This is a genomic window from Paenibacillus sp. BGI2013 (assembly GCF_002843485.1).
GTDB lineage: Bacteria > Bacillota > Bacilli > Paenibacillales > Paenibacillaceae > Paenibacillus > Paenibacillus amylolyticus.
This window is the reverse complement of sequence record NZ_PJFA01000005.1, coordinates 125,116-138,762: the sequence shown is the minus strand read 5'-3', so window position 1 is coordinate 138,762 and position 13,647 is coordinate 125,116. Positions and strand designations below refer to the sequence as shown.

The following is a 13,647-nucleotide window of genomic DNA, read 5'->3' as shown; positions in this document are numbered from 1 at the left end:
AAGGGTAAGATCATAAGCACATTCATACACTTGCGGTGTATATCTCCTTCACTCGGGTCCGCGAACTATTGGATGCCATGATTCACAGGTGTTCTGTTCGCTATGGGGGCAGGGATGTATTTAAAAGGAAGTAACTCTGCTGTCAGTCCCGGGCCAAAGGCCAGCGCTATCCCACTGGAATGCTCTTCCTTCTGTCTGTAATCCTCGCGGATGGCTTGAAGAACAAAAAGAATCGTCACGGACGACAGGTTGCCATAATCCCGCAGGATGTTTCGGCTGTAGGAGACCTGCTCATCTGTCAACTGATACAGCTTCTGAACGGCATCCACGATGCCTCTGCCTCCCGGATGGATCGCCCATATTTCCGGTAAACCGCTCCCCTCTAGCAACCGTTCTACCTCTGGACCGAGATGCAAACCAAGCAGCTTCGGAATCTGTGGTGACAGGTAGAGATCAAAGCCTGTATTGCCGACTTCCCAGATCATTTCTTCTGCACAATCCGGGAGCAGCGTTGAGTGCCCTCGGCCTAGTCGAAAACATTCATTGCGGTCTGTACCGGACGCACCAATAACACAGGCAGAGGCACCGTCTCCGAAGAAAGATGCAGCATACAGGTCGTCCCGTTTGGCAGATGGCTGAAAGTGAAGTGTACATAGTTCCACACACACGATGAGAACCGTAGCCTTCTGATCTGTCGTTACAATGGAATTCGCCAGTTGGATCGCCTTCAGACCGGCTGCACATCCTTGAAACACCAGTGGAATCCGGTTGATCTGCGGTGACAGTTCAAGCTGTTGGATCAGCCGAACATCAAGTCCGGGCAGGAATTGCCCCGTGCAACTCACCGTAATGAGATGTGTAATTTCCGAGGAGGTTACGTCTGCATCCTGAATGGCCTGTCCGGCCGCCTCGAGACCAAGTGGAACAGCAGCAGCTTTGTATTTGCCCATACGCTCGGATGTAGTCGGAACCTCGTCCGCATTGGTAAAGGGTAAATATCGGCAAGAATCAACAGGCTCAAGCAGATTCGGTTCACACGTATACCGAGTCTCCACACCGCACTGATTAAAGATTCGTTTGGCCCACCTTCTCGCATCCGGCTCATGTTCCAGCGCTTGCGCGAGACGGGCAGACACATCCTTTTGCTCAATACGGTGGGCAGGCCACGCCGTTCCTATTCCCATAATACTTGCCCCAGTATTTGCCTCAAGCTGGTTCATCGGCTTAACCCCCTTATAGTACGTGTTCAAAAGTAGGCTTTTTAAACAACCTATATATAAAATAGGTTCATATGACATGTGTGCAGGATATAGTACAAGTCTATTCACTACCTGTCCTGTTTATGTTCATATTAACAAGCAAAGGCGGACAACTTATGCGAGTTTCGCACGTGCTGTCCGCCTTTGATACCGGATTAAACCCGTTCCTATATTACATATTCGATCTGTCAGAACTATTCAGGCCGAATTATCGTGAATCTCTCCCCAAGCTTGGCATAATCATTACCTGCCAGTCGACTTACTGGTTTCAAATGGTCCATCAGGATATAGCCCTTGTCCGGATTGTAGACTTGTTCACTGAAATGATACTGTACAATGCGTACCAGCAGCAGGTCACTCACTGGTTTGCCCTCATCATTCGTGATCGGAATGTGTTGATACAGCTCACACTCCATCCGAATGAGTGCTTCCTGAATTCCTGGCACAGCAACCTTGGTACTTGGCACTGTAGTCAGTTTTGTCCGCTCAAGCTCACTTTCGTGGGGTTCCAGTATGGCTGCTGTCTCATTCACTTCTGTTATGATTGCTTCATCACAGATATGCACGACCAGTTCTTGATGAGCAAGCACATTTCGTGCAGTATCTTTCATGATACCGTCTTTACGTGCAATAGATATGGATAACAGCGGCGGGTCCGAACTAACCACATTAAAGAAACTAAAAGGCGCTGCATTAATTACACCATTCTTATCTGAAAGTGTCGTCACAAAAGCAATTGGACGTGGTACCACCGAACCACTCATCAGTTTATAGTTGTCTCTTCCCGTTATTTCACGCGGATCCAATGTATACATATGTAAATATCCCCTTCCATGCTCGTGTAACAAGTGTCAATTTCACTTCAGGACACGATAACACACTCATATTTATTATATAACGTAAAATGCTGAATTAACAAAAAAACTCCCTGGTGCGATTGCACCAGGAAGTACGAACATGCTTTTTCATACCGACTATTTCTTATTTAACAATGCTGTTCAGAATGTCTTCCATAATTTGAAGGTTCGCTTGAACTCCGCTGTACAACCAGCTACTGGACCGGGTGAATTCAAAGACATTACCTGTCTTTACAGCAGGAATGCTCTGCCATACGGCATCTTTCAGCGCTTCTGAGCCTGCTCCCTTGTCACTGTTCACCAGGAATAGATAGTCTGTGTCCATTTCCGCGATCTTCTCCAATGAAATCTCAGACCAGTTACCCGTTGCCTTCGCAGATGCTTCCTTCACAACATTAGGCTCTGCAAGTCCAAGTTCGTTGTACATCACTTCACCACTGGAAACATTGTTGCTTACAACATAAAACTTGTTATTGAACAACCACAACGCTGCGGCCGACTTTGTTCCTCCAGTAACAGCAGTTACTTTTTCTTTGATTTCCTTTGCCTTGGCATCATAATCGTCAAGCGCCTTCTGCGCTACATCCGATTTGTTCAGAAGCTCGCCGATCTTGAGCAGAGCCTGACGCGAGTCCTTGTTGACCTCATCTCCGAGTACATAAGTAGGGGCAATTTTGTTGTACTGTTCGTATTTCTCCCCTTCCACTGTACTTTCAGAACCCATAATAATCAGGTCTGGTGAGAAACTGGCCATGGCTTCAAAAGGTAGATCACTTGCAATACCAGGTATACCATTCAGATCGGTTTGCAGATAATCCTGCAAACCACTGCCGTTGTTGATGGCCCATTGTGCTGCTGGCTTAACACCGAGTGTAACAAGATGGTCTTCCAGATAAGAAGCGATAATGCGCTCCGGATTTGCGGGAATTGTTACTTCGTGTCCCATTGCATCTGTTAATGTGCGCTCTGTAGCAGCTTCTGTTTGTGTCTCAGTCTCCGTTTTTGTATCGTTCAATCCTGCTGCTCCATTCTCTGCAGGCTTCGCTCCACACGCGGCCAACCAGATGGACATAACCATCACCGTCATTAGAAGCATGATCATCTTTTTATTTCTCTTAAACACTTGATATATCCCCTTTCAATTCATTATAAAAACCTTATTCGGCGTTATTGTGACAGATTTCAATGTTCAAAAATATTGACACTATTATTGATACATATAATATCCGTATGTACATTTGTCTGATTCCATTGACAATGATAATTGTTATCAGTTCAGTTGTCAATTCGATTATATTCTGCGCTATACAGTTGAACTAAAATTTATTTACACTGACACTACGATGATAGAACAACCTTCCAATCGCTGTTATCCCCAGATTTTTTCGATTCCCCTTTCTCTAAGGGAAAATCCGGTGATAAATGCGAGCGCTTCGCTTTTTCAGGTTTTTTTTATCTTCTCCGTTTGGTGTAAATGATTAGTTCAACTATATAGATCATTTAAAATCTTCTTGACGGCATTCACCTATAGGCGGATGCCGCCATATGCTGAATGCAGAATACGACGACAGGAAGGATGTTTTGTACATGTATTACGAATATAACCCTTATCTAAGTTATGGAGAAGACCGTTCCTTTCAATTGCCTCCACTGTTCCCAGGAGGTGGCGGTGGCGGCACACCGGGTGGTCCGACGTTTCCTGGTATCCCTGGCGGTCAAGGCGCCTATCCTCCATACATTCCAAGCGGAGGACCCGGTCCATATATCCCTGGAGGCATTCCAGGTACAATTCCGGGTACAGCACCGGGCGTACCTGCGCAACTGACTCAAGGCAACCTGCCCACCCTACTTAGTGCCTATCCTCGTCCGGTAGGTCAGCCTCCGGCAGAAATGCTTTTTCTGTATAACCTGATCAAAAGTAGCCCGGGTCTGCTTCCGCTTTTCCTCCAGCAACAGCCGCAAAGTCTCACTCAAGCTGTGCAATTTGCACAGACTGGTGCAGCGGCACCACGAGATAACGAAGAACGTGCGCTGCCCAACTTTTGCTATAACCGGTGGTCCCTTGTCTTCACATACAATGATGTCTACCTGATGTGGCCTGCAATTAATCTGTTTGGTTTTGTGGTGGGGTACTTCTATCCATTCCTCACGCCAGGTATACTGTCCAATACACAGATTTTGTTTGCGCTCTGCTAAACCTCTCCTTACCTACAGCAAGAGCCCCACTTGGAAGCATAATTCCTTCCAAGTGAGGCTCTTTTTCGTCCTTTTATCCAGATGTACCTTTACATTACTAAGACTCCATAAACGCAAGGTGTACAGAATCAGTACCTTTAACTCAACACTTGATCGTTCTGGCGCTTCCCGCCTCTACTGACCATTAGGAAGTAAATCACCAAGGCACCGAGATCAGCACACGCGATAACGATTCCCATTGGCACGGCTGTTCCTTCTCCCCCGAGACCTACGAGGGGAGCGACAATACCTCCGAACAGGAACGTCATCACACCAATTAGCGCAGACGCACTGCCTGCCGATTTCTCCTGATTGGCCATCGCCAAAGCGAAGGACGCGGTATTGACCAACCCAACACTGGATACCACCAAAAATAGCGGAATCAGTACAGAGATTAGATTACCTCCAGCCAGAATGGCGATGAGCAATGAAGTTCCTCCGAGCGCCGCGGTTAGCAGCCCCGCGATTAACAGGCGATTCTCTGATACCTTTCCTGCAAGTCTACCGGCAATCTGACTGGCCAGAATAATGCCTAACCCGTTAATGGCGAAGCATACACTGAACATTTGCGGGGATACCCCGTATATTTTCTGAAGCACAAACGGTGAACCTGATATGTACGCAAACATGCCAGCAGCTACAAACCCTTGGGTTAACGCATAACCCATAAACTGACGATCCCCCGCGATTTGGCGAAACGTAAGTAATGTCTGCTTCAATCCTCCGCTTGATCTGCGATTGGAAGGTAATGTCTCTCCAAGACCGAAAATGACAGCCAACAACGTCAGTATACCGATGAGGCTAAGCAAAATAAATACGCCGCGCCACGATGTATACGTCAACAATTGTCCACCAATGATTGGTGCAGCAATCGGGGCTACGCCGTTAATCAGCATTAACAGAGAGAAGAACCGTGTCAGTTCCGGGCCCGAATATACGTCTCTGACGATTGCGCGCGAGATGACAATCCCTGCCGCTCCAGCTACACCTTGAATGAACCGCAGCACAACAAAAGAGCCCATCGTCGGGCTAACCAGGCAAAGTATGGAGGCGATCGTATAGAGCACAAGCCCTGCAATGAGCGGTGTTCGCCGACCACGCACATCACTTAGAGGTCCAGCAAGCAACTGTCCAACCGCAAGTCCAATCATACACGCCGTCAGACTGAGTTGAGCATACGATGTAGATGAACCAAACTCATCAGCCAGCGTGGGCAATGCGGGTAAATACATATCTAGGGACAACGGCCCGAAGGCCGACAATGTCCCCAGAATTAAAGCCATTCGTACACGAGATGTGGAGTTTGTGTTCAATGAAGCTGTTGTACTTTTCATCAAATACTACTCCCCGCTACCCAGCAGCTTGAGCAGGTTGGACGGCAGTGTGAACTGTTGATTGTTAATAATAATACGGCGCAGTTCTTCTTCATCCCGCTCATTATCGGCGTCCTTAATCTCCTGAATTTCCCGGTGAAGTCGCTCCATCTGTTGATCCAGCGCATTTGCCGAATCTGCCGCACTCTTTAACTCTCTCGTCAAATGCTCGGGAACATCCTTATTGTATTTATAAAAAATCTTATGCTCCAGACTCGCCCAGAAATCCATCGCGATTGTACGGATCTGGATCTCCACACATGCTCGTTCCTCACCATTGGACATGTACACAGGCACTTCCACCAGAAGGTGAAGGCTTTGGTAGCCGTTTGGCTTTGGATTCTCGATGTAGTCTTTGACCTCCAGTACACGCAGATCACTCTGGTTGCACAGCATATCCTTAATGCGATAGATATCCGAGATAAAGGAACATGTAATCCGTACCCCGGCGATATCCTTGATATTTTGCTTAATGCTCTCAAACGTTAACTCATGATTTTTGCGGAACATCTTGTTCATAATGCTCTCAGGAGATTTCAGTCTGGACTTTGTATGCTCAATTGGACTGTAATCATGCAAAGACTGGAATTCTTCCTTCAGGACTTCAATCTTGGTCTCCATTTGATCCAGAGCAAATTTATAGATCATCATAAATCTGGTAATTTCATATTTGAATTTCTTGAATTGATCAATTGGATGTGGAGCGTTCATCATGGCTTTCTCCCTTTCTTTCTGCACACTAAAATTAGTTTTATGAATATGAGAACAAGCGGTCAATCCACATGTCTCCTGAACCATTATAAATCATATGGAGCCAATAAACGAATTTCTCACATTTGGGCTGGCGATTCAGCCTGGAAGGTATGGGAACTTATTTTACGCGCATCCTATAGAAGCATCCCTTTCATTTGGCCCGCAAATATTAATAAAAGAGGTGGATTTTCCTGCTCTATCAAGTGACGTATTCATCCGATACACTTCGGGTTAAAGCTTATTTATACCTGCCACAAGGTTGTTCATTACCTGATATCAAAACATATGAAACTTCTCATCCCGGCTCTATCTCCTCTGCCTTTCCAGACTTCGCTTCCATACATAAGCCTCTACATCTTCATCTGCAACCGCTCGCCAGCCATTACCCTGCTGCAACAATACATGATACGGATAACTTACCGGAACAGTGGCCGGTTTTGATCTATTGCCGCGGCGGACTTGGTAGCTATGGCGGGGTAAATACCGTTTGGCTTGAGCAATTTGTACATAAAGGTTATATCGTGTTCGCCCCATCCTATCGTGGCAACGAAGGAGGTGAGGGCCGTGACGAGTATGGCGGGAAAGATGCCGAAGATGTGCATGCCGCTTACCGGTTGATACAGCGTTTACCCTTTGTCGATCCGACTCGGATATCGTTAATGGGGTTCTCCCGTGGGGCCATTAATGCTGTACATACCGCAACGACCTATAATGAGGGACCGGACAGAGTACATAAGTTAATTCTTTGGAGCGGTGTCGCCGATGTGGAACGCACTTACCATGAGCGAACCGACCTGAGGCGCACATTGAAACGGGTGCTAGGTGGTTCCCCACGCACGGTTCCAGAAGCTTATCTCGCCCGTTCTCCCTTGTCGAAAGCGAACAAACTATCTTGTCCCGTGCTGATCATGCATGGTACATCAGATACACAAGTGAATTATAGTCACGGAACCCGAATGTATCACTGGCTTAAGCGGCGAGGTGCAGACGTCACATTTCACGCTTATGGCGGGCAGGATCATCATTTTCACGAGAAAATACATCAGTCAGCGGTTATCAATATGTTTGATTGGCTCGCTGCACCTTAAGTCTTGCGCGATGAATTTCATTTTGAAGATGCATGGGTTATGGCTGTATACTGGAGGGGCTACGTTTTTTGAAAGGACGGATAGGATGAATCAAAGCACCCTCCAAAAATACGCCATGTTGCTTCTCTGTATGTCTGCCGGAATGGTGGACCTGATCGGATATCTGGGACTGGGGCATGTGCTCACAGCCAATATGACGGGAAATATTGTTTTGTTGGGTATTGCCATTGCCCGTGCTCAGGAATTTGTCGTGCTGCGGTCATTGCTTGCTCTCATCGGTTTTATTGCCGGCAATGCCATTGCAGCACATATGGTTGGACCTGTGCAGACCAAAAATGGCTGGTCTTCTAAGGTCACAGCTGTATTTACTGTTGAAAGCATATTGCTCCTGCTGTTCGCGATCGCCATGATTAGTCCATTTTCAGAACAACTGTCCTATCTGTTAATTGTCATCCTAGCCGTTGCAATGGGGATGCAAACAACTGCGGCACGCCGCATTGGCATTGCTGGCATCTCAACAACCGTGCTCACCAATAATTTGGCCGCTGTGGTTGAGGATACCGTAAACATCCTCAAAAAGCTGCGACATGCCAATATCCGATCGTTAACCAAAGCCTTGTCCACAGATTCCTTCCTTCGTGCAGGTGCTGTTGTCATCTATTTGATCGGCGTCATTGCAGCCGCATTGTTATTCCACCGTGTGCCCATGATTGCAGTCTGGATTCCTGTCCTGATCATTGGCGGCGTAACCCTATACGCCCGATTACATGCATGGGGAACTTCACAACAAAGCGAAAGTTAATAAAAGTGAATAGTAGAAGAAGTAACCTGTCCATGTTCAAGTGGCTGTTCAAAAGTCCGCTTTAGGATACTGAAAACTGGTCTTTTTGAATATGGACTTTAAGTTATTTTAAGTACAATCACGCTATTTATTTCATCAAAGCAGCTTCTTGGCGGATAAGCTTGACCAGATGCTGTGCAGCAGGTGATAATACCTCCCCGGCTCGTGTACATACGGCAACCGTATTTCTCAGCTGTACACCTCGAACAAACACACGTGCCAGCCTGCCTTGCTGCACATCTTCGTTCACAACCAAAGAAGATATAAAGTTGGCCCCATAACCTGCCTTCACCGCACTAATCGTTTCGTTCAGCCCGTTGAACTGAAGCGCAATGCGGGGAGCGGCCAGGTTATTTGTTGTGCAAAGGGAAACGAGTCGCTCACGCGTGGCACTGCCTTCTTCGCGCATAATGAACGGTTCTGCCATCATCTCATGCAGCTCGATTTCTTTTCCCGCATACGGATGGTCAGGGTGCACAACAAACCACATCTCATCGTCAAACAATTCATCCCATTGGACACCTGCATGTGTAATGCCACTTCCACCATACACTGCAATCTCTGCCTCATAACGAAGCAACTGGTCAAAAGCCATCCGGGTGTTGGTTGTGCTCACAACAATCTCCACATCCTCGTGCATTTGCTTAAACCGCGCAATCCAGCCAGGCAACAGAAAATTCGAAGGCAAGTAGGTTGCCGTAAGACGGATCAGTCCTTTCTTGCCCTCCCGAAAATCCTGCACAAAATTCTCGACATCCTGCTCCAGCATGAACAGACGTTCCGCATAACCTGTTAACTGTATCCCCGCATCCGTAAGCACCAGTCTTCTTCCCTCCGAAACAAAAAGCTGGATTCCCAATTCACGTTCAAACTTCTTCACCTGAGAAGATACCGCAGGTTGACTAATATTTAGTTCCTCTGCGGCACGAGTGACCCCGCCATATCTCACGATGGCATGAAATAATCGTAATCCATGCAGATTCATGTTTACACCTCTTCCACGTCAAATTACATAATCTAAAGTTATATTATCATACATAATATATATTTTATTTATATATATGCTCCATTTATAGTTGAAATATGAAATCCAATACAAGGAACAAGGAAAGGAACATGTGAACATGAAAAATATAAATACGACGAACCTACAGCATACCTGGACTCAAGTCGACGACTACATGAATGATCTGCTGATTCCATCAGATTCCCTGCTGGAACATACACTGCAAAGCAATGCCGAAGCTGGACTCCCTGCTCATGACGTAACACCAAATCAAGGAAAGTTACTTCAGCTCCTGCTGCAAATCCAAGGCGCATCCCGTGTACTTGAAATAGGCACATTGGGTGGATACAGTACCATCTGGATGGCAAGAGCGCTGCCTGAACACGGACGCATCGTCTCACTGGAATCGGAATCACATCATGCAGACTTGGCCCGAGCCAATCTCACACGAGCAGGACTGATGCACAAGGTTGACCTGAGAGTTGGTCCTGCCCTAACCACCCTTCCCGATGTTCAGGAAGAATACAGGGAACCGTTTGATATGATCTTCATCGATGCTGACAAACCAAGTAATCCCGATTATCTGAGATGGGCCCTGCGACTGACTCGGACGGGGAGTCTTATTATTGGTGATAATATCGTCAGGGACGGTGAAGTGATCCGCACAGACAGCACAGACCCCAGAGTTCAGGGCGTTCGATCATTCCTGCAGTTGATCGCGGATCACCCTCGACTTGAAGCTACAGCACTGCAAACGGTCGGTAGCAAAGGTTACGATGGATTCGTCATTGCTCGTGTGATTGATGCCCCTGAACCAAAATAAACAGTGGTCAATTCTTCCGCAAATTCCCCTTTCCTGTTAAACTGGAATCACTGCACAGGCAGACTGGGGGGAACCACTTGAGAGTTTTACAACATATTAATGATGAAATTCGCGGCTGGTCCCGCAATATTCAACTGTTTTTCCTGGCTAGCATTCTGTATCAGATCGGAAATGGTATGTTCTCTGTCTTGTATAATCTGTACATTCAGGGTCTGGGCTATAATGATACAATGAACGGCCAGATAGTAAGTATTCAATCACTCGCAACAGCCATTATGTTTGTTCCTATCGGTCTATGCGGTGATCTGTTCAGCCGCAAGCGATTACTCATTACCGGGGCGTTATTCAGCGGAATCTTTCTGATCGGACGCTCCTTCGATTATTCGGCTACAGGACTGATCTGGTTCGCGGTATTCTCTGGCCTTTTCGCTGGAGTATTCCAAGTACTGGCCATTCCTTATCTGGCGGAAAACGTCAAGAAAAGCCAGCGGCTGAAGATGTTCAGTTATTATTCATCTCTTGTGCTCGCTTCCCAGGTGCTTGGTAGCCTGGGTGGCGGTGTATTCGCAGATTTGTTACATACGGCAGGACTCGCCAAAGTGACCGGATTGCAGACGGTTTTATTTGTCGGTGGTGCAGCAACACTGGCTGCATTTATTCCACTGTTATTTGTAACCGAAGGCAAGGCTGCTCCGCAGACCTCGATTCCGGTGCAACCCGTTCTTCAACCCAATGCGGAGCTAAAAGAAAGTTCAACAAATATCCCAAGCACGGACGACTCGATCACGAAGAAAAAAGATTCCCGACTGATTGGTCAGTTTATAGTGACTCAGTTGTTAATTGGATTAGGTTCCGGACTGGTTGTACCGTATCTGAATCTGTATTTCACCAATCGATTCTCGATTTCTCTGAGCGGCATGAGCTTACTAATTGCACTTGGTCAGATTATGACGATTGTATCCATGCTGATTGGTCCTACCTTGGCGGCAAAGGTCGGAAGCGTAAGAGCCGTTGTCATTTTCCAGGTCATGTCGCTACCCTTCCTTCTATTAACAGGCTTCACCAATCTGTTGTTCATCGCTTCGCTCAGTTTCTTATTCAGACAAGCATTGATGAACGCAGCCAATCCCATTCATTCAGCGATACTGGTGGATCGGATCTCGGACAAACGCCGCGGCATTGCCAATTCACTGATGCAGACCTCGTTCATGATTGGATGGGCGACAATGGGACCCGTTCAATCCTATCTGGTCACCACGTACGGAACGTATTGGGGTTACGCGATCACTTTCAGCATCACAGGCTGTCTATATGTTATTTCATCACTGATGTACTTTGTAATGTTCAGAGAACCCAAACCTTCCGCTACGGCTCTCGCAGGATCTTAATGAGTTGAACACTAGCAGTCTGGTTGTTCCGCAGATAACGCAACGTATCTCATCATCAGGAGTGATCACACATGAACATGAATCCTTCATTAAACCTGAATGCATACCTGAATCTCATACCACCTCATTCAACCGGTAGGCTAAACGGATGGAACTGATGCGCAAGCTTGGTTCCCACGTTGTCTTTCGGTTTTTTCTTAGTCTGGGTGTCTCTGTTCTTGGCGGATTGCTGTTCACAGTCATTCATACACCGATCCCGTGGTTGCTCGGGCCAATGGTATTTATGCTGCTTGGCTCCCAAGTCGCCAAATGGCCGCTCATGTGGCCTGCCTCCATTCGGGACTATGGCATTCTGATTGTTGGTTATTCGATTGGACTCACCTTAACTAAAGAGGCACTGCACGGCATTTTGCAACAACTTCCCATGATGCTTCTGATGACCTTGCTGTTAATCGGATTGTGTGTAATTACGGCCTACATCGCTTCAAAGGTAACCGATTTTGATTTCCCCTCCCTGCTGGTGGGCAGCATTCCAGGAGGACTATCCCAGATGGTGTCCCTCGCAGAAGAGATGAAATCTATCAATCTGACGCTGGTTACCTTTTTGCAGGTGACTCGGCTGATCATGATTGTCTTCTGTGTTCCGTTCCTGCTATTCAGTCCGTGGTTTGAAGGTACCGCAGGTGGAAGTTTGGATCATCCGTTCATTGACGTAGCAACGTGGGGTACCCTTTTTCCGGAGATTCTTGTCTATGCTCCGCTCTGTGTAGCGGGTGCATGGGTTGCACGCAAACTCCGATTTCCGACGGCCTTTATGCTGGGTCCCATGATTGTCATGTGTGTCGTTCAATTAAGTACATCGATGCACACACCCAGTCTGCCAACCTCCCTCTTAAACGTATCGCAATTGATGATTGGCAGTCACGTTGGATTGATGCTCAAGCCGGAACAGTTGCAACGCAAGACACAGACAGTCACGCTAGCGGTGATGAGTAGTGTACTGCTCATTGTTGGTGCGCTTGGATTGAGTTATCTGTTAATGAATGTGTTCTCCCTCTCCGCGGCAACCTCACTACTCAGTATGGCCCCTGGCGGGATGGATCAGATGAGTATCATGGCACATGAAGTGAATGCCGATCTTTCGGTTGTATCCGGGTATCAATTGTTCCGCATCCTGTTTATCTTTTTCATCGTCTCTTCCGTACTGAAGATGATTCTTGTACATATGTTAAAAGAAAAGAAAGCAGAGCCCTCACTTCAATGATCATATTTTGTCTGATCCCATGCCAAAGAGAGTATCCATTTGATGCCACATCCTGCGGATACTCTCTTTTATTTGTACAGATTCATCTTCAACATTTGGCTTCATTCAATTTTAAGCATAATGATGTCTTATGAATAAATTCGTTTGTACATCCAACCTACAATGCCCACCGTAACCACTGTTGCCCCAATAATAAATGCATAATAGCCAATCTTACTTTTGGACTCCGAAGTCTGATGGTCATAATAATCCGAGTTACGTCGGTAAAACCCCATCCATAACTCTCCGATCATATTCACTACAACCAATACAAAACGTTTAACAAGCCCCATTGTATTCGCGTCTCCTCTCTCTAATCAACCTTCTTCCCTATTAAGTATAATTATCCCAATTCATTAAAACAACCCACTCATATTACCTTTGGTGCAGTTTCTTGCTCCAACCAGGTTAGAATATCAAATGCTTCCTGATCGGTGTTACCACACATCTCTTCCTCAGCTTGCAATCCACTGCATACCGCAGGACGATCTTTTTGGCCAAAAATTCCGCAGCGATTATCATCCGTAAGCTGCACACAACGTACACCTGCCGGCTTGCCATGAGCCATGCCCGGTATCGGTGATGATATGGAAATCGCGATACAACATGCGGCACAGCCTGTCCTGCATTCCATACATATTCCCTCCTAATTTTAATACTTATATTACTTACAATACATGTTCAAAAAGAAAAGACCGGTTTTCAATACCAAGAAGATGGG

General features: G+C 46.6%; 14 protein-coding genes. 6 read left to right on the top strand and 8 right to left on the bottom strand.

Annotated features, from left to right (window positions below; all coding sequences use genetic code 11):
* Positions 1-65 precede the first annotated feature (65 nt).
* From CXK86_RS14560 to CXK86_RS14550, 3 genes are all read right to left on the bottom strand, one after another.
* Positions 66-1,220, bottom strand: coding sequence for a type III polyketide synthase (locus CXK86_RS14560; RefSeq protein ID WP_101313942.1), 1,155 nt, complete (start codon positions 1,218-1,220; stop codon positions 66-68).
* A 233-nt stretch (positions 1,221-1,453) separates the two neighbouring features.
* Positions 1,454-2,074: a flavin reductase family protein gene (locus CXK86_RS14555; RefSeq protein WP_036608732.1), complete on the bottom strand. Its 621-nt coding sequence runs from the start codon at positions 2,072-2,074 to the stop codon at positions 1,454-1,456.
* A 166-nt stretch (positions 2,075-2,240) separates the two neighbouring features.
* Entirely contained in the window at positions 2,241-3,239 is a 999-nt protein-coding gene (locus tag CXK86_RS14550) for an ABC transporter substrate-binding protein (RefSeq protein ID WP_101313941.1), read from the bottom strand.
* A gap of 422 nt (positions 3,240-3,661) precedes the next feature.
* Here CXK86_RS14550 and CXK86_RS32075 point away from each other — a divergent pair, with 422 nt between their 5' ends.
* Positions 3,662-4,312 (top strand): hypothetical protein, encoded by a 651-nt coding sequence (locus CXK86_RS32075; RefSeq protein WP_180361767.1) that lies wholly within the window; start codon positions 3,662-3,664, stop codon positions 4,310-4,312.
* 137 nt (positions 4,313-4,449) lie between these two features.
* On the opposite strand, the gene CXK86_RS14540 is transcribed toward CXK86_RS32075, so the two are convergent.
* Positions 4,450-5,685, bottom strand: coding sequence for a multidrug effflux MFS transporter (locus CXK86_RS14540; RefSeq protein WP_101313939.1), 1,236 nt, complete (start codon positions 5,683-5,685; stop codon positions 4,450-4,452).
* A gap of 6 nt (positions 5,686-5,691) precedes the next feature.
* Complete coding sequence (locus CXK86_RS14535) at positions 5,692-6,435, bottom strand: GTP pyrophosphokinase (RefSeq protein WP_036608962.1); 744 nt, start codon at positions 6,433-6,435, stop codon at positions 5,692-5,694.
* A gap of 245 nt (positions 6,436-6,680) precedes the next feature.
* Between CXK86_RS14535 and CXK86_RS14530 the strand changes: the two genes are divergently transcribed.
* The gene (locus tag CXK86_RS14530; protein ID WP_101313938.1) at positions 6,681-7,565 is read left to right on the top strand and encodes an alpha/beta hydrolase family protein; all 885 of its coding nucleotides are present in this window, start codon (positions 6,681-6,683) and stop codon (positions 7,563-7,565) included.
* An 85-nt stretch (positions 7,566-7,650) separates the two neighbouring features.
* A complete protein-coding gene (locus tag CXK86_RS14525; RefSeq protein WP_101313937.1) occupies positions 7,651-8,367 on the top strand; it encodes a YoaK family protein in 717 nt (238 codons plus the stop codon).
* Positions 8,368-8,494: 127 nt separating this feature from the next.
* Here CXK86_RS14525 and CXK86_RS14520 read toward each other — a convergent pair whose 3' ends face one another.
* Positions 8,495-9,391, bottom strand: coding sequence for a LysR family transcriptional regulator (locus CXK86_RS14520; protein WP_036608744.1), 897 nt, complete (start codon positions 9,389-9,391; stop codon positions 8,495-8,497).
* A gap of 139 nt (positions 9,392-9,530) precedes the next feature.
* Here CXK86_RS14520 and CXK86_RS14515 point away from each other — a divergent pair, with 139 nt between their 5' ends.
* The 3 genes from CXK86_RS14515 (at position 9,531) to CXK86_RS14505 (ending at position 12,887) form a co-directional block, all read left to right on the top strand.
* Positions 9,531-10,235, top strand: coding sequence for an O-methyltransferase (locus tag CXK86_RS14515; RefSeq protein ID WP_101313936.1), 705 nt, complete (start codon positions 9,531-9,533; stop codon positions 10,233-10,235).
* Positions 10,236-10,312: 77 nt separating this feature from the next.
* Complete coding sequence (locus CXK86_RS14510) at positions 10,313-11,623, top strand: MFS transporter (protein ID WP_101313935.1); 1,311 nt, start codon at positions 10,313-10,315, stop codon at positions 11,621-11,623.
* 148 nt (positions 11,624-11,771) lie between these two features.
* Entirely contained in the window at positions 11,772-12,887 is a 1,116-nt protein-coding gene (locus tag CXK86_RS14505; protein ID WP_257467855.1) for an AbrB family transcriptional regulator, read from the top strand.
* A 128-nt stretch (positions 12,888-13,015) separates the two neighbouring features.
* On the opposite strand, the gene CXK86_RS14500 is transcribed toward CXK86_RS14505, so the two are convergent.
* Complete coding sequence (locus tag CXK86_RS14500; RefSeq protein ID WP_101313934.1) at positions 13,016-13,219, bottom strand: hypothetical protein; 204 nt, start codon at positions 13,217-13,219, stop codon at positions 13,016-13,018.
* Positions 13,220-13,296: 77 nt separating this feature from the next.
* Complete coding sequence (locus tag CXK86_RS14495) at positions 13,297-13,560, bottom strand: zinc/iron-chelating domain-containing protein (RefSeq protein ID WP_047842665.1); 264 nt, start codon at positions 13,558-13,560, stop codon at positions 13,297-13,299.
* Between the last annotated feature and the right edge of the window lie 87 nt (positions 13,561-13,647).

Bases quoted from the DNA above. Each gene is read 5' to 3' on its own strand.
- CXK86_RS14560 (WP_101313942.1), bottom strand. From the start codon at position 1,220: ATGAACCAGCTTGAGGCAAATACTGGGGCAAGTATTATGGGAATAGGA.
- CXK86_RS14555 (WP_036608732.1), bottom strand. From the start codon at position 2,074: ATGTATACATTGGATCCGCGTGAAATAACGGGAAGAGACAACTATAAA.
- CXK86_RS32075 (WP_180361767.1), top strand. From the start codon at position 3,662: ATGCTGAATGCAGAATACGACGACAGGAAGGATGTTTTGTACATGTAT.
- CXK86_RS14540 (WP_101313939.1), bottom strand. From the start codon at position 5,685: ATGAAAAGTACAACAGCTTCATTGAACACAAACTCCACATCTCGTGTA.
- CXK86_RS14535 (WP_036608962.1), bottom strand. From the start codon at position 6,435: ATGAACGCTCCACATCCAATTGATCAATTCAAGAAATTCAAATATGAA.
- CXK86_RS14525 (WP_101313937.1), top strand. From the start codon at position 7,651: ATGAATCAAAGCACCCTCCAAAAATACGCCATGTTGCTTCTCTGTATG.
- CXK86_RS14520 (WP_036608744.1), bottom strand. From the start codon at position 9,391: ATGAATCTGCATGGATTACGATTATTTCATGCCATCGTGAGATATGGC.
- CXK86_RS14515 (WP_101313936.1), top strand. From the start codon at position 9,531: ATGAAAAATATAAATACGACGAACCTACAGCATACCTGGACTCAAGTC.
- CXK86_RS14505 (WP_257467855.1), top strand. From the start codon at position 11,772: ATGGAACTGATGCGCAAGCTTGGTTCCCACGTTGTCTTTCGGTTTTTT.
- CXK86_RS14500 (WP_101313934.1), bottom strand. From the start codon at position 13,219: ATGGGGCTTGTTAAACGTTTTGTATTGGTTGTAGTGAATATGATCGGA.
- CXK86_RS14495 (WP_047842665.1), bottom strand. From the start codon at position 13,560: ATGGAATGCAGGACAGGCTGTGCCGCATGTTGTATCGCGATTTCCATA.